General features: G+C 53.8%; 21 protein-coding genes. 20 read left to right on the forward strand and 1 reads right to left on the reverse strand.

Features of this window, described 5'->3' with window-relative positions; all coding sequences use genetic code 11:
• The 10 genes from HAP95_RS03585 to HAP95_RS03630 form a co-directional block, all read left to right on the forward strand.
• On the forward strand, positions 1–978 hold a 978-nt coding region (locus HAP95_RS03585; RefSeq protein WP_215882996.1), incomplete at its 5' end, for a GSU2403 family nucleotidyltransferase fold protein.
• A 246-nt stretch (positions 979–1,224) separates the two neighbouring features.
• Complete coding sequence (locus HAP95_RS03590) at positions 1,225–2,604, forward strand: DotH/IcmK family type IV secretion protein (RefSeq protein ID WP_215882997.1); 1,380 nt, start codon at positions 1,225–1,227, stop codon at positions 2,602–2,604.
• On the forward strand, positions 2,594–3,967 hold the full coding sequence (locus HAP95_RS03595; RefSeq protein ID WP_215882998.1) for a DotG/IcmE/VirB10 family type IV secretion system protein: 1,374 nt from the start codon (positions 2,594–2,596) through the stop codon (positions 3,965–3,967). The genes HAP95_RS03590 and HAP95_RS03595 overlap by 11 nt, the downstream gene beginning before the upstream one ends.
• Positions 3,968–4,011: 44 nt before the next feature.
• A complete protein-coding gene (locus HAP95_RS03600) occupies positions 4,012–5,136 on the forward strand; it encodes a hypothetical protein (protein WP_215882999.1) in 1,125 nt (374 codons plus the stop codon).
• Positions 5,133–5,672: a hypothetical protein gene (locus tag HAP95_RS03605; protein WP_215880809.1), complete on the forward strand. Its 540-nt coding sequence runs from the start codon at positions 5,133–5,135 to the stop codon at positions 5,670–5,672. Before HAP95_RS03600 ends, HAP95_RS03605 begins: the two co-directional genes overlap by 4 nt.
• 60 nt (positions 5,673–5,732) lie before the next feature.
• Complete coding sequence (locus HAP95_RS03610; protein ID WP_215882325.1) at positions 5,733–6,128, forward strand: DUF6750 family protein; 396 nt, start codon at positions 5,733–5,735, stop codon at positions 6,126–6,128.
• A gap of 21 nt (positions 6,129–6,149) precedes the next feature.
• Entirely contained in the window at positions 6,150–7,040 is an 891-nt protein-coding gene (locus HAP95_RS03615) for an HNH endonuclease signature motif containing protein (protein ID WP_215883000.1), read from the forward strand.
• Complete coding sequence (locus HAP95_RS03620; protein ID WP_215883001.1) at positions 7,040–8,584, forward strand: hypothetical protein; 1,545 nt, start codon at positions 7,040–7,042, stop codon at positions 8,582–8,584. The genes HAP95_RS03615 and HAP95_RS03620 overlap by 1 nt, the downstream gene beginning before the upstream one ends.
• Positions 8,581–9,252, forward strand: a complete 672-nt coding sequence (locus tag HAP95_RS03625) for a DotI/IcmL family type IV secretion protein (RefSeq protein WP_215883002.1) — start codon at positions 8,581–8,583, stop codon at positions 9,250–9,252. The genes HAP95_RS03620 and HAP95_RS03625 overlap by 4 nt, the downstream gene beginning before the upstream one ends.
• Positions 9,253–9,292: 40 nt before the next feature.
• The gene (locus tag HAP95_RS03630) at positions 9,293–12,406 is read left to right on the forward strand and encodes a putative type IV secretion/conjugal transfer ATPase (RefSeq protein WP_215883003.1); all 3,114 of its coding nucleotides are present in this window, start codon (positions 9,293–9,295) and stop codon (positions 12,404–12,406) included.
• A 162-nt stretch (positions 12,407–12,568) separates the two neighbouring features.
• On the opposite strand, the gene HAP95_RS03635 is transcribed toward HAP95_RS03630, so the two are convergent.
• The gene (locus HAP95_RS03635; protein ID WP_215883004.1) at positions 12,569–13,597 is read right to left on the reverse strand and encodes a site-specific integrase; all 1,029 of its coding nucleotides are present in this window, start codon (positions 13,595–13,597) and stop codon (positions 12,569–12,571) included.
• A 468-nt stretch (positions 13,598–14,065) separates the two neighbouring features.
• Here HAP95_RS03635 and HAP95_RS03640 point away from each other — a divergent pair, with 468 nt between their 5' ends.
• The 10 genes from HAP95_RS03640 to HAP95_RS03685 all read left to right on the forward strand — a co-directional run bounded on the left by HAP95_RS03640 (position 14,066) and on the right by HAP95_RS03685 (position 21,288).
• Positions 14,066–15,091 (forward strand): ParM/StbA family protein, encoded by a 1,026-nt coding sequence (locus tag HAP95_RS03640; protein WP_215880816.1) that lies wholly within the window; start codon positions 14,066–14,068, stop codon positions 15,089–15,091.
• 8 nt (positions 15,092–15,099) lie between these two features.
• Positions 15,100–15,801, forward strand: a complete 702-nt coding sequence (locus HAP95_RS03645) for a hypothetical protein (RefSeq protein ID WP_215883005.1) — start codon at positions 15,100–15,102, stop codon at positions 15,799–15,801.
• Positions 15,802–15,979: 178 nt separating this feature from the next.
• Complete coding sequence (locus HAP95_RS03650; protein WP_215882329.1) at positions 15,980–16,594, forward strand: hypothetical protein; 615 nt, start codon at positions 15,980–15,982, stop codon at positions 16,592–16,594.
• Positions 16,591–17,481: a type IV secretory system conjugative DNA transfer family protein gene (locus tag HAP95_RS03655; RefSeq protein ID WP_215883006.1), complete on the forward strand. Its 891-nt coding sequence runs from the start codon at positions 16,591–16,593 to the stop codon at positions 17,479–17,481. The genes HAP95_RS03650 and HAP95_RS03655 overlap by 4 nt, the downstream gene beginning before the upstream one ends.
• A gap of 94 nt (positions 17,482–17,575) precedes the next feature.
• The gene (locus HAP95_RS03660) at positions 17,576–18,790 is read left to right on the forward strand and encodes a type IV pilus twitching motility protein PilT (protein WP_215883007.1); all 1,215 of its coding nucleotides are present in this window, start codon (positions 17,576–17,578) and stop codon (positions 18,788–18,790) included.
• Between the two features lie 18 nt (positions 18,791–18,808).
• Positions 18,809–19,069, forward strand: coding sequence for an IcmT/TraK family protein (icmT, locus tag HAP95_RS03665; protein WP_215880821.1), 261 nt, complete (start codon positions 18,809–18,811; stop codon positions 19,067–19,069).
• Between the two features lie 84 nt (positions 19,070–19,153).
• Positions 19,154–20,014, forward strand: a complete 861-nt coding sequence (locus tag HAP95_RS03670) for a toxin co-regulated pilus biosynthesis Q family protein (RefSeq protein ID WP_215883008.1) — start codon at positions 19,154–19,156, stop codon at positions 20,012–20,014.
• Positions 20,011–20,205, forward strand: a complete 195-nt coding sequence (locus tag HAP95_RS03675; protein ID WP_031568835.1) for an ATPase, T2SS/T4P/T4SS family — start codon at positions 20,011–20,013, stop codon at positions 20,203–20,205. Before HAP95_RS03670 ends, HAP95_RS03675 begins: the two co-directional genes overlap by 4 nt.
• An 18-nt stretch (positions 20,206–20,223) precedes the next feature.
• Positions 20,224–20,766, forward strand: coding sequence for a hypothetical protein (locus tag HAP95_RS03680; protein ID WP_140391145.1), 543 nt, complete (start codon positions 20,224–20,226; stop codon positions 20,764–20,766).
• Positions 20,767–20,793: 27 nt separating this feature from the next.
• Positions 20,794–21,288, forward strand: a complete 495-nt coding sequence (locus HAP95_RS03685; RefSeq protein WP_031568842.1) for a hypothetical protein — start codon at positions 20,794–20,796, stop codon at positions 21,286–21,288.
• Positions 21,289–21,308 lie beyond the last annotated feature (20 nt).

Genomic DNA, 21,308 nt, shown 5'->3' on the forward strand with positions numbered 1-21,308 from the left:
CGACAGCAATCTTATATCGGCCCAGATAACAACACGGACACCCAGGCAACAATAGCTCGTTTGCGATCCCCAGAATTGCAAGAATCCCGTAACCATAGACGGTCAATGGCGAAAATGCTGCGCCAGGCGGGGTACACCAGAATGGACGCTACGATGGAAGGTGCTATGTTGGCCCTTTCGAGAACGGGACTGTTTCGATCCGGGGTTACACTTATTGGGACGCCGGCTTATCAGGCTATTTTGCACCAAATGGGCGTTTCCGAACGGGTAGCGATACAAACCAACGACGTGGACCTGTCTGTAGATAGGTTGAAACTGGGCATTCCCGAAAATATCAACATCGAAAAAGTGCTCAGGGCGTGGAACGATAAGATATCTCCGGTTCCCGCAATGAATTTGAAATATGGGGAAGCTTCCATGAAAATCCGAGGCAAAGATTTTCATATTGATTTTCTGACAGCCGGCTCATATGCCTTCACAGGGCGACCTGTCCACGTCTCTGCCATCCAGTTTCATGCGGAGATCTTGCCGTTTTTAGATTATCTGCTCGAAGAGCCACAAAAGGCATTGCTGATGACCCGATATGGGATGATAGCGCAAGTCCCTGAAGCTGGACGGTTTATGTGGCATAAATGTGTTACGTCGGCCTGTCGTCCGTCTGTCTGGGAGGCTAAACGAAAAAAAGACCTCATACAGGCCAGAACGCTGTTTAACATATTGAAAGAACGTGATCCAGACGCTATACGGGATGCTTACATCGCCATAAAAGATATCCAAGAACCCAAAGTTTTCATGAAAAAACTGCAATCCGCATTGCGGTTACCAGAAATGGTCGAGATGCAGCAATGGGTGTCCATGCACACGACGTCTTCTCACGATCAAGAAGACGCATTGCCAAACGAGGCATACGAACAAGAACAACAAGAAAATCGTCAGCAGCCGAAAACAATAACGTCAGAATCGCCAACAAATGAATAGCCGTATGATTGTTTTACGAAAGTTTCCTTTACACGGAATAGAATTAGACCTAGTCTTTATGCTTCAAGCATCATTTTTTCATGCTTCACGCATGCTTCAAGCATCCGCAAGATCCCCTTGCCCATTCAGCAGAACCCATTCGTCGCGCCATCCACGACCCATCCACCTAAACCCGTGCAAACCTCTTCCCATCGCCGCACAAAACCGCTAACATAGCCAATATCGCATTTGATAGGAACGCTTGCCTTGGTCCATTCCGCTTACCGGGTACCTCCCCAGACAACCGCTATGCCTGCCTGTCCACAACGGAAACCATCCCGACGCACCCCATCGGCTGTCTCCGTGGCCGTCGCGGTTTCCTTGTGGATGTGTCCAATCTGGTCTGTAGCGGCTGTCGTCCCCTCAGGGGCTGCTGCACCGGCCAGTTCTCCAGACAGTATCCTGAATAACGTGGTCGGCGGGACGGGGCCTACTGCGTCCACGACATCTGCCGCTCCTGCCGAGACCCCCGCTCAGAAAGCCGCCATTCAGGCGGAAGAAGCACGTCTGGCGGCCCAACAGGCCAAGCGGGATGCGCGGATCGAGAAATACAACCAACAGTCGCAAAAGTCCCTGAATGGGATGGGTGGTCGGTATTATTTGCCGCCTCTGCCAGGTCCCGCTTATGTGCGTCCCATGGTGGGTACCCAGTACCAGGAACAATTCCCTCTCTCGACACGGGAAATCCAGTGGGTGAAACACCAGATGCAGGATGACCAGTATGCCATCCACAAAGGCGCACCCCTGCAGATTGAGAATCCCTCGCTGCCGGTTTCCCTGGGGCCCGGCGCACAGGTGCCTACGATTCATCTGGCTCCCGGCTACGTCACCACGATTTCCGTGATCGGTGAAAACGGCTCTCCTTGGCCCGTGACTTCCCGACAGGTGGGCGGCGGGCAATCTTTCGATGTTTCCGCCGTATCGCAAGACGCGGGCGCACCCAATGGACAGAACGCCATATCGGCTGCTACCGCTGGCGTACATTCTACTTCGGCGACGACCAGTAAACCGCAACCCGTGCAGTTACCGTCCAATTTGTTGACGATTTCCCCCAAATACTTCGGGTCTTCTTCCAATCTGGTGCTGACCCTGAAAGGGGTATCCACTCCGTTGATGATCAATGTGGTGGCCGATGGCCCACACGATAAAACCGTGGATGGTATGGTGACTTTGCGCGTGGATCGACATGGACCCGATGCGCCACCGCCTTTGTATGCGCCACCACCGCCTTCTGCCGTCAATTCGGACCTGATGCTGTTTCTCTCTCAGACGCCGCCACAGGGCGCAAAGGCGCTGCATGCATCCGGCGGGTTTGGGATTAAAGCCTGGTCATGGAATGGACGGGTCATCGTCCGCACACGGATACCGCTGCTCTCTCCCGCCTGGACGGCAGAAGTTCGACAGGATGGGGCCATGGTCTATGACCTGCCAAAAACCCGGGTATTGATGCTGCGTGACGATCTCAGTGCCACCGATGGAACCTGGCAAATGCGCACCGTGCTGCTATCTGACGATGCTTCGGCGGGCTTGCAGCCGGCAGGCTTGCAGCCGACCTCTGTTTTCAAAGGCGCCTCCCATGAGCGATGAAATAGAAGATCAGGATTCTGCTTTACCCCCAAAAAAGAAAGGCTTCATGGGGTTGACGCTCAATATGACGGCTGGACGTTGGCTTATGGTGGGCGTGGGTGGGGTAAGCCTGCTGACCGCTTTTGGAGCCATTTGGCTGGAAACGCGAGGCGCCCATGTCGATGCGGGTGCCGATGTAAATATGCAGGCCAACAACGGGATACATAACGCACCGGGCAAAAGTTCTCCCGCCTATGCGGCTGAGGTTGCCGCGTACAACAAGAAAAAAGCGGCCTATGCGTTGAGCCATGATCAGTCTTTCGTGGGGATCCCTGTAACAGGAACGACGACCATGAACATGCCACCCCAACAAGCGCCTATTCAGCAGCCTTCAGCGCAGGTGCAGCAGGCATCTATTCAAGAGACACAACAAGCATCCCAGCAGCAGCCACAATCACCGGCTGCAGATGGTGCGATTGCTAAGGAGATTGGCGCCATTGCGACGGCGATGAAGAATCAGCGGGGCGTCAATCCCGGATATTACATCCCGCAATTCCAAAGGGCTGAACCGTCCATGTCCGCTGTATCTGCTGCTGGCCTGACGCCGGTCGCGGAGACTTCCATCTCCACACCATCCGCACCGCCCGCGATTCCGCCCGGATCCATTCTGTATGGCGTTTTTGAGAACGCCCTGAAAAGCACGATGCCGGGACCGGTGATCGGTGAGTTGGTCCAGGGGAAATATAATGGGGATCGCGTCATCGGCTCGTTCACACTGTCGAAAGGCAGCAACGACCTGCTCATTCGGCTGAACACACTGGTATTGCCGAGCGGAAAAACCGTACAGATCGACGCTTATGCCGTATCGCCTAGCACGACACTTCCCGGTATGGCGACGGGGGTGGATTACCATATTCTATCCAGAACGGCGAACTTTTTAGGTGCTGCGTTCCTTGCCGGCGTGGAAGGCTATGGGGCAGCCGTTGCGCAAGAAGGGTCCACGACCACTTCTGCGTTGGGCATAGGAACGACGCAGACTTATCCCATGCTGACGCCCGCACAAACGATGGATATTGCAGCGGGACAAGCTGCACAACAACTGCAGCCCGTCCAGGAAGCTATGGCGAATAACGTCATGGAGCCAAACACCATTACAGTAGCCCAGGGCACACCGTTTGGTCTGCTCGTGGTTTCTTCTGGAAAGACTGCGGCGCGCACCACCGTATCTGCGCCAGTCATCGGCAGTCCGGCGCGCCCGGTGACGACCGGCAATCCGGCTGTCTCGCCAACCGCACAAAGTGGTTATCCCGTGCAAAGAAATAACTTGTCTTTCCCGGGGCTCACATTGAACACAGGGGCTACATCCATATTGGATCGTCCTTAAAAAAGATAGGGATCATCACTTCATCGTATTGAAAAGAGGACATCATGGCATATAACAGCGAAGATAGTTGGGAAGACCCGCAGCAAAAGCCTTGGGCAGAAACAGACGAAACAGGCTTACCGGAAGGGGAAAACGGTGTCGTAGGTGACACCCGCTTTGAACCAGCCGCACAGAACCCGGAATTGACGGTGCCTGCCGACGCAGAAAAAGCAGGTAATGCCAACTCTCCTAAAAAGAAAATACCCAAGTGGCAATGGGGTGTTTTAGGTGGATTTGTGGTGATCGCAATAGGTGGTGGCGCGGCCTTTGTTCTTTTGGATGGACATTCATCCAGTGTGGCGCCTATGCAGCAGCAAATGGGATTGGCTGCTTCACCCGCTTCACATTTGCCCCAGCGTGCGACGACCCCATTGATGCAACAAAAATCGTTATCGGGAAGCATAGGTCACCCAGAAGCTTCACCGAAAAGCGGCTTTGCGCCAGATTCTGCGGCTATGAGCGCCCAGACGCCGTCACCATCAGGGATGAGCGGCTTCGCTACGCTGAATCAACTTTCGGGCGACTCTACCACCGCAACAAGCCATCCTGCCGCCAATACGTCCATGACGGCAGAGGATGCGTCGCCATCGCCCGTATCGGCATTGCCTACGTCAGCGATGGCGACGCCTGCAGAAGAAACAACCAAAACGTCCACTTTGTCGTCCCTGCAGTCTCCTGTCGTTTTGTCGCCGGCGCCAACGGCCGGGCTCCCGGCCGGCACGCCAATGGTCTCGTCAACAACTGCATCGGCGGCAAATACGGTTAACCCAACCGTTGTGCGGCTGCAGGCGGAAATAGCCGCGTCCAAAGCAAAAATTGCACAGCTTCAGGATGCTCTACAGTCTGACAAAACAGCCTCCGCACCGCGCGTAGTCACCCGAACCATTGTGCGCTATGTGCATGTGCCCGTGGCCGCCCCTGCTCCCAGGGTGACGATGGCACATCCTGCGTCACCCTCAAGGACAGAGAGCGCGTGGTCGGTCGTCGGCGGTAATGGGCATGTCGCAATGGTTTCCGGCCCGGGTGGGCAAGTGCAATCAGTCCGTGCAGGCGATGTTCTGCCCGGCGGTATGCTGGTTCAACGGATTGGACTCGGTAAAGTGATCACCAATGAAGGGGTTATCCGGTGATATCGTCGGGCACTGACCAGGCGCTCCAAAATCTCATCAATGCGATGGGTCCCTGGTGGGGGACGCTGGAAGACTTTGTCTTTTTTGGTGGTCTCGCCATCGTTGTGGGGGCCCTGACGTCCATGTACAAATCCGGAAAACAGGGGGCTCCGGTAACGAAACTGGCGCTTTTCAGTTTTGTTGCGGGTGTCTTGATGACGTCTCTGCCTGCCTGGATGGATAGTCTTTCGCAAACCGCTTTCCAGACCAATGCGCCATCGGCGTTGACGCTGAACCCATCTTCTAACGGGACCGGCGAATACGCAACGATCGTGACGTTTGTTTTCGATGTGCTGATGCTGGTGGGGTTGATTGCCACTGTAAAGGCTCTGCTGTTATTTAGGGACACTTCTGAAGACCGCAGCAAAATGGGACCGGCTATCGGGCATCTGGTAGGCGGAGTGGTGGCGTTGAACATGAAGACGATGCTGTTGTCTCTGGGGGCAACCGTTGGAGGGGTTTTCCAAACGGCGATCACAAAGATTCTTGGCGGTTGATAATAAAACCGCTATCATGCCTATTATGGTGTATTTTTTTATTAAGCACGGGGAAAACTTATGAAAAGTAACGTATTGAAACAGTGGTTTCATGGGGCTCATGGGAAGATGGCGCGCCTGCGCTCCCGATTGGCAACCGGCATCGTTTTGTTTATGGCCGCACAATCCGCGTGGGCTGTGCCGACTTTGGGGCAAATAGGGACTTACCAGGAACAGACCGCAAGCGGACTTTCCCAAGGATTGTATTACTTTGCCTTGTTTTTCGGGTTACTCATGGTCGTGGTCGGCATCATCATGTGGGGATACGCCCACAAGAAACACGAGTCGCCCATGGTGGCTATCGTGATTATTGTCGCAGGGATTCTTTTGGCGTCGGTCACCGAAGTGATCGATGTAGGTAGCGCTACGGCTTTCAGTGGGTCCAATGAATCGCAAGTCAGTACAGTGCTGGGATAAAATTAAGGCGGATTCCTCGACATGTCTGGAACCCTCGCCTCCTCGCCGGTTGACCGCAAGCCCCCGTTAATTTTGGGGGTGAAGCGCTCGACTTGGCGGATGCACGACCCGGCAGCGGAAGATGCGGACGCGGCGTTCGAAACCGTCCGAAAAAAGGTGCTGGTTCGGGATAAGTATACCTGCCGGTATTGTCAGATGCGTACACTCAGGGAAGAAGACCAGACTAAAAACGGCAAATTTTTCAAAGGTCGTTTTGCGGGTTATTTTGAGGTTCACCATATCGACGATGATCACCATAATAATCATCCTGACAATCTTTTGACGGTCTGTCCTTTTTGTCATTCGGTTTTTCATTGTGGCAATGCGGGGCACCGGGAGGCCGGTTCCATTATCTGGGCACCCTGGATTCGTCAGGAAGATTTGAATATCACCGTTCATGTGTTGTTTATCCTGATGTGCTTTGAGTATCCCAATGAGGCCGAGATTAAAATAGCGGAGGAATCACGGACGCAGGACGCGCTGAAGTTTTCCTCGGAAATGGGACGCGCCGCCCGTGAGCGATACGAATCACTACAGTCCTTTGGGGACCTCGCGGAAAAGAATCTCGGTGCCGGGATGAGTAATGCGGCAGTATTGGGTGAGTCTTTGATGGCCTTAGCCAACCGGAATGAATCGGCCTATTTACGTCGGTCTGTTTTTCTAGGGGGCGCCCGGTTCTTGCCTGATTTCTCTTATTACTTGCGGCCCGTACGTTACTGGTTGCAAGCCAATAACTACAAGCAAAACATGAACTTGATTCATGCGGACAAGCTGAAAAGCCATTATGACCGCTTCGAAAAAATGGCGCAGCGTTTCTTGTGTGGAGACCTTGTTACGGATGACGGGAAATCGACTACGGCAGGGGAGATGTGATGGAATCCCATGTCCGTTGCGGTGCCTGTTTTTTTGATGATCCATCCACGCACGATTCGGGTTGGGCGCTCCCTTCCTGGAAAGAGGAGGTTTTTCGTTTCGGTAATACGGCAGACCTTTCGTCGGACGTGGCTTGGTGGACGAACCTTTCTTATGAGGCGGTGAGCGTTTCTGGGTTGCAGGGGGCGCGTTTTCGTCGGGACAGCTATTTTTCGCACCCGATGAAGCGTTTCTGGAACGAGTTGGGCATCGATGAGTCCGATAAGGAAGGCCTGAGGGCCAACCCCAAAAGCGTATGGGGTGGACGCTTTGATAATGGTGATTTCCTTCGCTTGGGCGTCAGTTCCTGGTTGTTTGAGCAGGTCATCGCCATTATGGATGATTTCCTGCCCATGTCAGCCCCGCCCCTCAATGATCTTGCGTATGGGTTGCGAGAGCGTATCCTCCCGGATGTTCGCCGGTTTTTTCCGGATGGGCCGCCGCCAGATTATTTTATTTCCGCTTTAGAATCGGCGGACAACGCTTACCAGCCAACGTCTGTCAGCAGTTATGATCGGGCGCGCGCTGGAAAGGGAGATGGTTTGCTTCCCGGCCATTTTCGGGTTCCCGTGGATCGCGTGGCACATGCGCAGCAGTTGTTTCGGGTGCCTTTTCCCATCGGTGGATGGCGAAATGTCGGGGACATGTCCATATTGAGCCGGCGAGGCCCGGAACGCATCCTGGATTGGCTGGATCAAAATCCAGGATCCCTGATTCGAGCGACGATGAAGCGGTGCGACCCGAGAATGGAATCCATGATCAATTACGGGGCGAACATTCAACGGAATGCGCGTTCCGGATACTGGCTGACCTCTTTGGAACTGGCTGCACTGCTGCCCTGGTGCGAATTCGTCTTGCATGAAGGGGTGGTCGGTGAACGGCTGAGTTCGATCCAGGAGATTCTGGAACAGGCCATGCCGCGTCAGGTACAGAATAAACCAGTAGGAAAATGGGGAGCGCCCCCGCGTGGGTTCGGGTCGCCGGAGGTGTACACGCCAGGATATTGCTCCGCTTTGGATCCAGAAACCGTGCGTATGCGGTCCGTCTCTTACCCCTATCAGATATTTATGGACGTTTTATGGCGGGCGGCTATAGGCACCATTCCGAAAGCACCCAAGTCTGCCCGTAATCCAGCGAGCGCCTTTGTACGTGCTGCGGACCGCATGCTGTTATTTGAGGTGGCGGCACAATTGCACAGCGTCTCTATCGGCGTTTCTGGCTATGGCTCTGGTGGGGTACTGATTTCCCCGCCGGAAGGGATGGTGATCCAGGAGTGGATCCCCATACTTCTGGCGCAGGGTTTATTGCCGCCATTCCTTCCACAGGGTCTGCTTTCTGAAGAGTGGGTCATGAATGAGGTGGAAAACGCTTATAACCCGGAGCGCACTTCTGAAAATGTGCAGATGCTGCAAATGGCTTTTCTTTTAGGGGGATTGGATATGGTGGTGCGTTTTTCTGATGAGTTTTCTTTGTATCATCCAGGAGCCGAAGGGGGTGCACGATGAGTAATCCACAACCCACGCCTGCGGCAAAAACTACTCCGAAAGGGGCCGGGTCTGAAAACGGTGTGTACTTGGTGGAGGAGTCCCGTGCGTTTTATCGGGACAGCTACCAATGGATTGTCCGTATCGCCGTGATCGAGGCCGTGGTCATTGCAGGGTTGTTGGTCCCTAACGCCATTAACATGCTGGTACACCGTAAACCGATTGTTATTACGGTCAACCCATCCATGCAGGTGCAGCCGGTGGTGCCACGGTCTGAACCGATGGTCAGTAATGCCGGGGCTGCAGCATGGGCTACGCGTGCGGCGGAAAAAACCCTGTCCCTGTCTTTCACGAGATGGAAGCCAGAACTCAGTAATGCAGCGAAGTATTATACAAGTACCGCTTTTAAGCAGTTGATCGTTGGACTCAAGAGCAGCGGGATCATTCAGAAAATCGCCAATCAACGCTTGAATACGGTATTGCAGCCGATTTCCGCCGCGTATGTACAGCAGGCCGGGCGAATCAATGGCATTCCCGTATGGATGGTTCGCGGTAAAATGATGTTGACCTATGCGGGCTCTGCCGGAAATTTGAGCACGCAAAATATCGACGCCACCATTATTGTGCAGCGGGCAAACATGTTGAAACATCCGTCCGGGTTGGTTATTCGTAACATCTCCCTGCAGTGACATCCGGGTTAAGGCTTTTCTTACAAAGGCAAAATTTTATATGTCGATAGTCCAGATCGTAGATGATGTTTTTCGTGCCGTAGAATCTGTCACACATACGGGTGATTTGCGGTTTATCACCGATCTGGAGACCGTGGATGATAACCGGACTTTAGTGTTGAGTGACGGGTCGTTGATGAGCCTGGTCCGCGTGAAGGGCAGCATGAGCCTGGTGGGCGTCGAAGAGTACGACAACATCAATCGCGGCGTGCATTCCGTGATGAAAAATGGGCTGGCCTCGGTCGGACATTCTGTGATCGTCTATTTCCATCGAAATCCACATGATACGAGCGATGTGGAGAAGGTTTTCGATGGCATGCGCGGGACGTTGAGTGCCTTCGGAATGAGTTCCGCTGACGACGTTCTGGACGACTGGCAAACAGCCGTGTCCCGGTATGTTTCCAAAGAAGGTATCTATGTAGCGTTGATTACACGGTTATCCTCGTTGCCGCCGTCCATGCGCCGACAACAAAAAGCCCGTGTTAAAAAGCAGGCGTTGAGCATATTGCCGTTGATGCACCATGATGGACAACGGTTCAACCGGATTGCCACGGACCTTCGGGATGGGCATCGCTCTTTTGTGGACACGTTCATTGGAGAGATGCGTAGCCCGAAGGTGCGGGTGCTGGCGGAAGTCATGTCGGTTCGAGACGCTATTTATACGATGCGGTCGTCTCTTTCGCCCACGGGGTCCACGTACAAGCCGATTCTGCCTGGAGACCGGTTTCCTTTGCGGGTGAAGGACGAGATCAAAAACCGGTATGGCGCCCCCTCTCAAGCGGAGCTCTATTACCCGTCGCTGGCCAGGCAAATCATCAAGGAAGATGCCAGGTTTGTGGATGACACCGTGGTGAAGTGGGGCGATCGTTACTGGCGGGGTCTGGTGATGGACATTCCTCCAGAAGAACCGTGTAATTTTAACGTGCTGTTTTCTAAAATACCGATGGATATTGAATGGCGCATCGCTTTTCACATCGAGGCCGATGGTATGGGCCCCCTGTGGTGGAAATCTGCGTTGACAGCGCTGTTTGCCAAAACGTCTTCTGTAAATGCCCGGTACAATCAGGCCCTTCATGAGCTTCAAGCGGACCGGTTGGCGGGTGAAGCTGTGGTGCGATTCAAGTGCGCCCTCTCCGTTTGCGCGAGAGACGAAGAAACTCTGAAAAACCATGCGTCAGAAGTAGCGAGCGATGTCAATCTGTGGGGGCACGCAACCGTCGCTGCGCCGATGGGCATGGGGCAACTGCTGGCCATTGCGTCCACTATACCCGGCTTGAAATCCGGTAATCCCGCACCGGCTGCAGCCGCCCCGCTGATGGATATCGTCGGTATGCTGCCTTTTCTGCGCCCGGCATCGACCTGGGATAGCGGCACGCCCTACCGAACGAATGATGGCCGGTTCCTGCCTTTCCGGGAGGGTTCCGGGCAGCAGTCCTCCTTTATTGAAGTAGGGAGCGGCCCATTGGGATCCGGCAAATCCAATAATGCCAATGTGGCCAATTTTACGTTTTTCGTGGCCCCAGGGCAGCCGCGCATGCCGTTTTTGTCCATCATCGACGTGGGGCCGAGCTCTTCCGGTGTCATCTCCCTGATTCGGGAGAGTCTCCCCGAAGACCAGAAGCACCTGGCGATCTATGTGCGCATGCGAAACACGTTGGACTTTTCCGTCAATCCTTTTGATACGGCGGTTGGCTGTCGGGAACCGTTGCCATTGCATAAGGGCTTTTTGACCAATCTGATGAGCCTGATCGGAACGCCCTATGTGGACAAGCATCCACCGGACAAGGTCCCCGGGATGGCCAGCCTGATTATCGATAAGGCGTACCAGAGTCTTTCGGACAACCAGTCTCCGCGCATCTATCGTCCCCGTTATGATCCGGACAATCTGGACTGTATTCGGCTGGACCGTGTTATTGCGGAGGAAGTACAGGAAGGACGGCTCACGTTGGATGATCACACGTCCTGGTGGGAGATCGTGGATTACTTTTTTCGCAAGGGAGAATTGGGGAATGCGTCCATTGCCCAGCGCTTCGCGGTACCTACATTGGGTGAGGTGGCGGCTTATCTGAACGACGCGCAGGTGGTGCGTATGTATGGGGAACCTGCCACCCATGATTTTGGGTTGAAGTGTTCCGAAGCTTTGCAGCGGTATCGTGTTTTCGCCTTGCCAACCCGATTCACCATTGGTGAGGCGCGGGCAGTTTCACTGGACCTTGATGAGGTAGCCACCAAAGGATCATCGCTCGATGACCGGCAGACGGCCATCATGTATATGATGGCCCGGCATTTGACGCTTTCCCGGTTTTTCATCCAGGAAGCTGACGCCAATCTGGTGCCGGACCTGTACCGGCCGTACTATGACCGGTTCATTGCGGGCCTCAAACAGGATCACAAGCGTATCTTCTTTGACGAGTTCCATCGCGTTTCTCAAAACTCGTCGGTTTCCGATCAGATTGTCTCCGACATTCAGACAGTGATTCGTGAATCCCGAAAGTGGAACATTCACATTGCGGTCTACTCCCAGGAGCCCGGAGATATCCCGGAAACGATTGCCAACCTTTCGACGACGGCCTTCGTGTTTGGCGTGAACGGGAAACGAAATATTGCCGAAGTAGCCGCAGAGCGTTTCGGCATGGACCCTTCTTCCGTGGACGCCATGATGAATAATCTCCGGCAGCCGGACCGGAGAGGGTCCACCATCATCGCACGGTATGTCGTTAATGAAGGGAAGATCGTGCAAAGTTTGCGGAATACGGTGGGACCGATCGCCTTGTGGGCCTTTTCGTCCACACGGGAAGACACGATCTTGCGCGACCGGCTGTATCGGGAATTCGGTCCGGTGACCGCCCGTCGGGTTTTGGCAAAGCTGTATCCGGGTGGGTCCATCAAGGAATCGGTATTCGAGCCTTTACAGGATATTTTGTCCATGTCGGACCCGCTGGCTGGATTCAAATCCAAGGGTATGGGACGGTACGTTCCGTATTATCAGAAAGCTCTGCGGGATTTCCAGGCGTCCGATCAGTCAGATCACCTGACGAATGGGGTCGACCCGAATGAGATTATTTACTTGGTCGTTGTAGATGCCATTTTGCGGGAAACGGCGGCGGGTGTGTAATGAAGCGTTTTTTGTCGAGGTTAAACCGTGGTCACCTGTATCTTTTCCTGCTTGTGGCGGTCTTTGTCGCGGGCCTTGCCCAGGCTTGCCTCACAACGAACTTGCCTTGACGGTGTTATCCTTGTTTTCGGTGCCACTTTAGGAATAAGGAACGCTTCCGGCTTATTGGTCCCGCTTTGTCGCTTTCGAAGCGTTTCCTTGATCTTCCGTCAGTGCCGCCTGATTTTCCTGGTCGTCTTTGGGCACGATAGTTACCCCTATACCCTGAGTAACCCCCACGAGTAGCGCCGGCGTCTGCAAGTTTTCCGCCGTCTCTCCTCTGCCCCCACTGGTTTTCGCGGTTTTCCGGCCATAGTGCATGGTCGCCGTATTTTCGCTGGCATGCCCGAGCATATTGGCGATCTCTTCTTTGCTGTAACCACTTTGTTTCGCGGCGCTGACGAATCGGTGTCGGGTAGAATAGAGCGTATAGGTTTTTTTGGTGACGAGGTGCCGAATTTCCTTAATCCGGCAGGCCATACCGTTTTGTATTTCAGGCCATGCGGCACCCATGGCGAGCAATCGGTCACGTTCAGTCAGTGCTGCCTGAATCAAGTCCACCTTGTCCGGGTGGATACACAGCAAACGCGCAGTCCCGTTGCTCCGGCCATTGGTGGTCTTCCGATTTTCCACCTGCAAGACCCTTTCTTCGTTCAATGTGACCCAATGTGCGGTGTCCCATTCAGACGGGCGTAGCCCAATGAGTACGTTTGCCTGTAAAAAGGCCGCCAGCATCACATCATATCCGCCACTGCGGATGGTTTTGGCAGGCGCCGGTGAAGGGGTTGCGCCCTGCAAGGGGCTCGTCAGCAGGGTCACCAGTTTCTCCAGATCGGAATCCGGAAAACCTTTGACGCGCACAGCGGCGAATTGCCCGGCCGCCTTACTGGACGGGTTATGTCCATCGTCGAAGTGCTGAATGGCTTCTATGGGGGCACCTGCTTCCTGCAGATACTCTTGTACAGCGAGCCGGGTCATTCTCCAGGTAGACCGTTTCCACCGCCTTTTTTGCGCCAACATCCATTCCGCGAATGCCATAGGATGGTCTGCCCAGGTGTGCCCGGTTTCCGCCTGATAGCGATGCATGGTTGTCTTTACGCGATTATCGTACAGGCGCTGCGTCTTGGCTGATCGGGTGATGACGTTGGGCATATCAGATGCGGCTTCAGTGGCTTCAGTGGCAATTAGTATAACGCGGAAAAACCTTTGTTGGCGATATGCTCGCGCAGCCGAGATTGGGCCAGGACGTCCAAAGGGTCAAATCAACGCCAATTTGACATTCTTTTGGCACCATTCTGGCATTTTGTTGGAATTACGCGTGACGGACGTCAAATTGGCGCTCATTTGACCGTGTTCTGGCGCCAAATTGGCACTTTTTTGGCCTATTCGTTTTTGATGGGGTGCGGCGCGTGGGCTGGGGGCGGATGCCGGACTGCCATTTTGGCACCAATTTGGCGCTGTTTAGGTGTCACAGCATAGCGGATGCCAATTTGGTGCCAGTTTGACATCGCTTTGGTTACGCATTGACACCTGTTTGGCATTTCGCTAAAGTGGGTATGTTGGCGTTATTCCTTATATCTTCTTACGCCGTTTTTTCCGGTTTTACCGAGGGGGACAAGTATGTCTATCGCTGCAGTAGATGTGGGCTCTGGTTACGTTAAAGCCATTTCGGGTGGTTTGATGATAAACAGTCCGCGTGTTTCGTTTCCTTCGGTGGTTGGTGAGTTGCCGCCGCATTTGCGCGGCCAGTTTGGGGCTTCTGATTTACCCGTGATCGAGTATGCGGATCGCGTCTGGCTGACGGGTCAATATGCCCTGGAGCATCTGCGGCAGCATCAGGTGGCCGACACTTTAGGTCATCAATGGGCAGGATCGACCCCCTGGATGGTTTTGTTGCTGCGCGCCCTTTCTGAAATGGGTATTTCAGAAGGTGAAGTTCACTTGGTGACGGGCGTTCCTCAAGCCTCGTACCGGGATCGTTGGCGTGGCATTGCAGCCTCCCTTCTAGGTGAGCATCGGGCGGTTGTCCACGGCAACAAAATGCGTTTAACCATTTTGAAAGGAGAGAGCATGGTCATGCCGCAGGCGGCGGCTGGCCTGTATTACTGGATGGCGCAAGACCAAAATTTGCGGGAAATCTCGGAGACGGACGGGTTGATTGGTGGTATTGACGTAGGCACCTACACCACGGGCTTTGCGGTACTGCGCGGGGGGCGTCCCGTTATGGATTTGTGCTCCGGGCTGGATATTGGCATGTCGAGAGTGGCATCCACGGTGGGGACCCGCATTCATGGCCGGTTTGGTTTGGCCCTGGATTTGAAGGAGTCCATGCGCATGGTGGAGAACCGCCATAAAGTGTTTCTGCAGGGGCAATGGATAGACTTGTCGTCCGATGTGCAGACGGCTGTGGAACAAGCGGTTTCTGGCCCTTTAATGAATGCCGTGTATGGCTTATGGGGCGGGGATGCTGACCGTATGATTATTGGGGTCTACGGTGGTGGGGCGCCAGATTTTTGCCCATTTATTCAGCAAGTATTCCCACGGGCACAACTGGTTCCCATGGATACCATGGGCGGCGGTCGATTTCTGCCGGTTTTGGGCATGTTGACGTACTACGCCGGTCGAAATGGCTTACAGGTCGGGTGAATTAAACCATGGCAGATATCGACGAAGAATGGGATAGCGGTTTTGACGATGTTGCAGGAAGCGCCGGACTGGAAGATTCGGACGTTGGCCTGGAAGATCGGTTTGCTGCCGATGTAACCACTGTGGATGCTCAGGATACACTGGATGTTTCTGCGCAGTTCTTCAGGGTGTGCGCCCGCGTCTATATGGACAACCCGCTGCACCAACCGGTCTATCAGTGGCTTTCCAGTTTACCGAGAACGGGGGCCGGCAATATCAAGGCGGTCTCGGATCATTTGGTGATGGCCTTGCGCTTATATGTCGACACGTTGAATGCGGGATCAACATTACGTTTGGGTCCGTCTTTAGAGTCAGGAGGGCCTACAGAAACGGAGCCGGGCTTGCCCCATGCAGGCGGTCCCCATGGTGCCGGATATTCTTCTACTGTCGCGACCACCCCTTCAATAAGATATCGGCAATCGCAAAGATTCAAAGAGAACTTATCTGAGGATGCGCCCTCTTCTCCATCTGGCCAATCTGCTGATTCAAAGCCCGTCGTCCAGACACCGTCCGCCCCTGGGAATGGGGCAACTTCGGTTTCAAGAGCTTCTCCACCTACCCCGCCTACCCCGTCTGCACAGCCCCCGTCGCCCCCTCAAACATCATCGCCCGTCTCCGAAGATGGTCTGTCTTATGTGGCGCGATTAGCGAGAGAAGGAGAAGGGTGGTGATCTTGTGTTGTGAATATCTCCTTATGCTAGGCGTAATCGTGATGAAACAATTATCTCGTTTTTTAACCGGTCAAAACCGCGATAATGATTTTGCCTGTTTTCGGCGATCCATACGGAAAAGTGGGTTGTCTTTTTCCATTTTTACGGATTCAGCTTTTGTACATTTAAGGATACCTGCATGTTAAAGACGGCTATCGCTTTCCGTTTTTCCCTTTTCCCGGGGCTGAATTTTGTCGGTAGCCGCTGGTGGGCTTTGCCGTTAGGGATGTGTTTCCTCGCTGGTTGTGCGCACCTACCGCAGCCCGCACCGTCTGATGTGCCGCATCCGAATATGGACCGATCGCTCATGCAATCCGTACGGCAGATCCAGCAGGTTACCGACAATTTACGGGCGGCACATAGTGTGGCCTGGCATGGGGCTTATCAGGGCTTCCCGATGAGCGATGGGACGGCTCCGTCTGACGGCGGCTATCCGGTCCCGCAGATTTCCGCCAGCGCACCCAAAGCGGGCCCGCTGGCGACGAGGATGTATGTCCAATGGAGCGGATCAGCGAACATCTTGGGTAAGGCTTTGGCACAGAAGTTGGGCTGGCGTTATCAGGATTCTTCTGGGCTCGGTGGGCAACTGGATGTTTCTGTGTACGGACGGAATGAATCGGTTTTGCGCATCCTGAAAACCATGGCGGCACAATTGCCGGACTCGGTTTCTCTGCAGGTGACGCCTGGACACATTAAATTATGTGCATCTGGTGCAGGCAGCACGGCTGGCGTTGGCGGATGGAGTAGAAAATGAGGCCGCGCAAAAGCCTGTCCTTATTCCCCCGGCATGCGTTCCTTTTTGGAACCTTGACGGCCACGGCCATCTGGTCTGTATCGCCGATGGCTTTGGCCGGTGACGCTAGCGTTTCGTCCATTTCGCCGATGCCGGTCTATAGCGAGCAATCCCTGATCAACGACCCGGCGTCGGCCATTCACGAGAAACCCGGCTTTGTGTCGATCTTCAGCAATATCCGTGAAAGGGCCATTTTGCAGGCAGCAGAGTCTTTTGGGTCGCAGGCGGGCTATTGTGCCGGGGTGTCCCAATGGAATCAGTGGGCGGAGAATCATGCGCAGGTATTGAACGGCGCGTATAACTTTGCGTCTTTGCTGGTGGACGGTGGGCGGGTGTTGCCGCCGGTGATCCTGGAGGATAGCGATTCCTACCAGCAGAAGGGGCGTAGCCTGGCGGTTACCGCGCAAACGACCTGGCATATTTTGCGATACGGCCGCATTGTTTCAGTGGCCCCCACCTGGCGTAATTACCTGTTACAAAGTTGTGCGCCACCGTTGAAGCCGAATCCCGTTCTTTTGCCCAAGACAGACGCCGATCAAGCAGCCTGGAAAGCGGGCATTCGAAAAGGCTGGGAGATGGGCGAATTGTCTGCCAAAAAAAGCTTTCAGTTAGGCTTGCATCGTTTGACCCGAGATTATGCGGGCATGCTGCGCTTTTGGCTGTTGCACAAACGCGGGGTCATGTCGGCCCCCATGCTCTCGACAGGAGAAGTTTCCATGCGTGTCAACGGCCGGACTTTAAGTGTCGGTGAGCGGATATTTCGTCTGACGGGAGAAGGATCATTTCGCACGCCAAAAGAGTGGGAGCCGGATTTAGAGGCTCCACAGATCAGCTTGGGTTCAAAATGAAAAGAGACACTTTGGCACCAGTTTGGCTCCAGAATGGAGAGAACCTGACATCCAACTGGCGTCACTCTGACACTATTTTGGCTTTTAAGGGGATTTGACGATTCTGGACGAATTGGATGCCGGCCATGCTCATTTCGATCCTTCTAGCGAACACATCCTCTTTGACGATGTCCCACCGCTGTTTCCGGACGAGCCGTTACCGGGTGGCTGGGCGCAGATTGAGACCGTGCAACAATTTGTCCGATGGGCGGGGCGGCTGGGCAAATCAGGCGCCAGTGATATCAAGATGAACTCATCGACGCCGGTTTCTGTTCGGGTGGACGGCCAATACTATCCGGTAACGCGCCATATCCCGACGCCGTTGGAGTTATCACTCCTTCTGGATGCGGTCACGCAAGACCGGTCGTCTTCTTCGGTAGCCAGAGGCGGACAACCGGTCGATTTTTCCTTTGAGGTTCAGAAGTCGCACAACGATCGTCGTAGCGGGAAGTGGCGGTTGCGCGGCAATGCGACGGGGGTAAAGGCGGGGCTTGAATCGGGCGTCTCGCTGACCTTCCGTTTTATTCCTGAAGTCATTCCGGAGCTGGAATCACTGAACGTCAACGCGTTGTTGGTTCCCTCCTTGTTTCCAGATCACGGACTGGTGAGTATTGCGGGGGTCATGGGTTCGGGAAAGACAACCAGCCTTGCAGCGATGGTGCAACGGTATCGGCAAACCTATCGTCGTGCGTTGGTAACGATAGAAGACCCCATCGAATTTGATTTTGAAAATATACCCGGTGCCATGGGGACGATCGAACAGTTGGAAGTGCCACGCATGGTGAAATCCTTTGAGTTGGGCATTGAGAGCGCCACGCGAAAGGCGGCAGATGCTTTACTGGTCGGCGAAACCCGCAACCGGGCCACCATGGAAAGCATGGTGCATGCAGCGGAGATCGGGATCGCGGTGTATCACACGATTCACGCTTCGTCGGTAGCGGCTATTCCAGGCCGCATTATTCATCAGTTCAATGAGATTGAAGCCCCGGGCATTGCGGTGAGCTTTTTAAGTGAAGCGCAGGTCATGATTCAGCAGCGGTTATACCCTCGCGTTGGTGGTGGGCGTATCGCCCTTCGGGAATGGTTGGTGCTGGATGAAGCACATCGCCAGCGCCTGGTGGATACGCCCATCCATCAGATTTACGGGGTTTTGGATACTATGGTGAGAAAAGATGGCCGTACCCTGGTGGAAGATGCGGTCATCGCGCACAGGGAAGGATGGATTGATGATGCAGTGTTGCATCGCATTGAAGCGGAGAAGTCGCGTTGAGGCAAGGAGGGGATCGTCATGTGGTGTGATACTGCGCGGATGCCGCGCTTAGTGGGACCGGTGGATGCCCGTGTTGCGGTTTTTTTTATGATCTGGGCGATCCATATGTCCTGGTTTACGTTTGATGTTTCGCTGATTGGGATTGTCGTTTTTTCTATTTTGCCGTACTTCGGGATCAGCATGACGAACGCCTTTCGATGGGTTTCTCAAAAGATTGCTGGTAAACAGGTCCATGCGGGAGATCCAGTCTGGAAGTACCGGAATCGCTGTGGATTATAAAGGACTTGCAGGCTATACAAGAGCTTTTCATTTTCGGAGATAACCGCTATCATGGCTATTACAACAACATTTCAGGGTTTATGCATGCGTCCAGGTAAAGATGGTTTGGTGTGGGTCAACGGTGTGATTTGGTCGATATTGCCGGTACTGGCTCATGCGGCGGCGCTTTCTGTAGCCCCTGTTCTTCTGGAATCTGGCGTCCCTACGGCCACGCCATCCCCGGCTGCCATAACGTCAACCGCGCCGAAGTCTTTGAACCTGAAGGGGTACGCGCAATGGAAGTCTCCTCAGCAAACCCTGGAAACCGTCGGTTACGGGACGGCGTCTTCCCGCTCTTCGTATGGTTCAGGGATTCCCTTAAAGGATGCGCTGCGGCTTATTCTCCCGGAAGGTTGGCACGTGTACGCGAAACCTGGCGTGTCGGGGGCGGCTCCGGTCACCTGGAAAACCCAAAACCAACCATGGACGTTACCTTTGCGTGAAGTGCTCCGTCAGTCCGGACTGATAGCTACCCTCAACTGGCAGCACATGGCGCTGCTTTTGCGGGTTAAGCCCGTGCCTTCTGTGCCACCATTGAATACCAAAGGTTACGCCGCTTGGTCTAACAGCACCGCATCAGGGCTTCCTTCCAACTTTCATGTTGGGCACGGACAGCAAACTTACCCAGCCTCCTCCTTAGCCGGGGTTACGCCTGTTTTCCTGCTCAACCGGGGTGATCTCATTCTGCCCGATCTTCAGAAGTGGGCCAAACAATCCGGCTGGACAGTGGTCTGGCAGGTGCCGGAGGACTGGCAGGTGCCGAACACCACGACGTTCAGCGGAGATTTTCAGAAGGCGGTCAGCCAGGTGATCCAGGCGTTGTCCGCGAACGGTGCGAACGTCCATGCGGTTTTCCATATCGCCAACAAAACGGTGGTCATTAACGGTGCAGGAGGCGGGGAGTGAAATCTTCAGAAAAAATCGAAGATATGACGGCAGATGTTTTTGCCGAAGGGTTGCGCAAAGCTTTACGCACGGACCCGGATTGTATTTTTTTGGGAGAAATTCGTGAAGCAGGAGGCGTGCTAGTGCCATTGGCCGCGAATGGCACAACTGTCCACACGGTATTCCATACCGCCAACAAAGGCGGTCATTAGATGCGCAGGTGGTGGGGCATGAAACCTCTGCAGGGCGCTCTTGTCGGATTGCTGTCCGTCGGCATTATCGGTTCTGTGCTTTATGTGGGTAGCCAGTATGCCCTTTATTTGCATGACATAAAGGTTCTCTCGCATAACCACATTGGAACCGTTTTTATACACGGGAAAATTCATGGGCAGCCATTTCAATGGATAACCAATGTAGACGTATCAACCGCCTTACCAAGCGTGTCCATAGTGTTAGGTTACCCGTACAGCTACACATTGAAATTCCAGGAAATAAAGGGAAATAAAGCCAAATTGAGCTTTATTGTCTGGCAACGGCGACCTCTGGTCACAGGCCAAAGTCAACAGAGTCAAACGATGGTATGGAAGTCTGTCGTACCTTCCATGGCGGCGAAATTGGCTACTAAAGGCTCACTAGAACAGGCTTATTCCCCAATATCGAAAATGTATTACTTGTCAAAAAACCCCGTTTCTGCTGCAGAAGGGAAACTGGCGGGGGATGCGGGGAAACAAAACGAATTGCAAGCAACGTGGATCGGCGCGACGTATGAGTAAGACTCATTCATTAAAAGGAGTAATGCTATGTTGAAGAAAGTGATGTTTGGTGCTGTTTTGAGTTTGATGATAGTTCCAGTGGCGGCTATGGCTTCGGCTGAAGGCCATGCTGTTTACACCGTAAAGGTGATGAACAATGGGAAAAAAATTTCCAATGTATCAATTTCGACCATTCCGGGTGCTCCTGCACCGTTTTCCGTAACACGGAAAATTAGTTATCCCGCAGCATCGAAAATCAAAAATGGCAAAGTGTCCCTATTGCCGGGCTTCATCACTACGGGCGTCAGTGGCGTATTGTCTGAATCCCGGAAAAACCATGGTGTCGTTCACCTGAAGCTGGCGGACACGCGGCTCATTAAAATGGGCACCCTCGTTGCAGACGGGCAAACCATCGTTTTGCCAGAAGTCAGCACACAAAATTTTCAGGACGCATTGTTTTTGCAGAAAGGTCAGTTGATGGTGTTGCATGGTTTTAATCCTAAAACAGGGGATATTTCTTTAACTGTGAGTCGAGCACGATAAGCCTGATGCGCCACAATACG

This window comes from Acidithiobacillus sulfurivorans, assembly GCF_018853815.1.
Lineage (GTDB): Bacteria > Pseudomonadota > Gammaproteobacteria > Acidithiobacillales > Acidithiobacillaceae > Acidithiobacillus > Acidithiobacillus sulfurivorans.

What these genes read in the sequence shown, in the direction of transcription:
- HAP95_RS03595 (WP_215882998.1), top strand. Translation starts at nt 2,594, where the DNA reads ATGAGCGATGAAATAGAAGATCAGGATTCTGCTTTACCCCCAAAAAAG.
- HAP95_RS03600 (WP_215882999.1), top strand. Translation starts at nt 4,012, where the DNA reads ATGGCATATAACAGCGAAGATAGTTGGGAAGACCCGCAGCAAAAGCCT.
- HAP95_RS03610 (WP_215882325.1), top strand. Translation starts at nt 5,733, where the DNA reads ATGAAAAGTAACGTATTGAAACAGTGGTTTCATGGGGCTCATGGGAAG.
- HAP95_RS03615 (WP_215883000.1), top strand. Translation starts at nt 6,150, where the DNA reads ATGTCTGGAACCCTCGCCTCCTCGCCGGTTGACCGCAAGCCCCCGTTA.
- HAP95_RS03620 (WP_215883001.1), top strand. Translation starts at nt 7,040, where the DNA reads ATGGAATCCCATGTCCGTTGCGGTGCCTGTTTTTTTGATGATCCATCC.
- HAP95_RS03625 (WP_215883002.1), top strand. Translation starts at nt 8,581, where the DNA reads ATGAGTAATCCACAACCCACGCCTGCGGCAAAAACTACTCCGAAAGGG.
- HAP95_RS03630 (WP_215883003.1), top strand. Translation starts at nt 9,293, where the DNA reads ATGTCGATAGTCCAGATCGTAGATGATGTTTTTCGTGCCGTAGAATCT.
- HAP95_RS03635 (WP_215883004.1), bottom strand. Translation starts at nt 13,597, where the DNA reads ATGCCCAACGTCATCACCCGATCAGCCAAGACGCAGCGCCTGTACGAT.
- HAP95_RS03640 (WP_215880816.1), top strand. Translation starts at nt 14,066, where the DNA reads ATGTCTATCGCTGCAGTAGATGTGGGCTCTGGTTACGTTAAAGCCATT.
- HAP95_RS03645 (WP_215883005.1), top strand. Translation starts at nt 15,100, where the DNA reads ATGGCAGATATCGACGAAGAATGGGATAGCGGTTTTGACGATGTTGCA.
- HAP95_RS03650 (WP_215882329.1), top strand. Translation starts at nt 15,980, where the DNA reads ATGTTAAAGACGGCTATCGCTTTCCGTTTTTCCCTTTTCCCGGGGCTG.
- HAP95_RS03655 (WP_215883006.1), top strand. Translation starts at nt 16,591, where the DNA reads ATGAGGCCGCGCAAAAGCCTGTCCTTATTCCCCCGGCATGCGTTCCTT.
- icmT (WP_215880821.1), top strand. Translation starts at nt 18,809, where the DNA reads ATGTGGTGTGATACTGCGCGGATGCCGCGCTTAGTGGGACCGGTGGAT.
- HAP95_RS03670 (WP_215883008.1), top strand. Translation starts at nt 19,154, where the DNA reads ATGCGTCCAGGTAAAGATGGTTTGGTGTGGGTCAACGGTGTGATTTGG.
- HAP95_RS03680 (WP_140391145.1), top strand. Translation starts at nt 20,224, where the DNA reads ATGAAACCTCTGCAGGGCGCTCTTGTCGGATTGCTGTCCGTCGGCATT.
- HAP95_RS03685 (WP_031568842.1), top strand. Translation starts at nt 20,794, where the DNA reads ATGTTGAAGAAAGTGATGTTTGGTGCTGTTTTGAGTTTGATGATAGTT.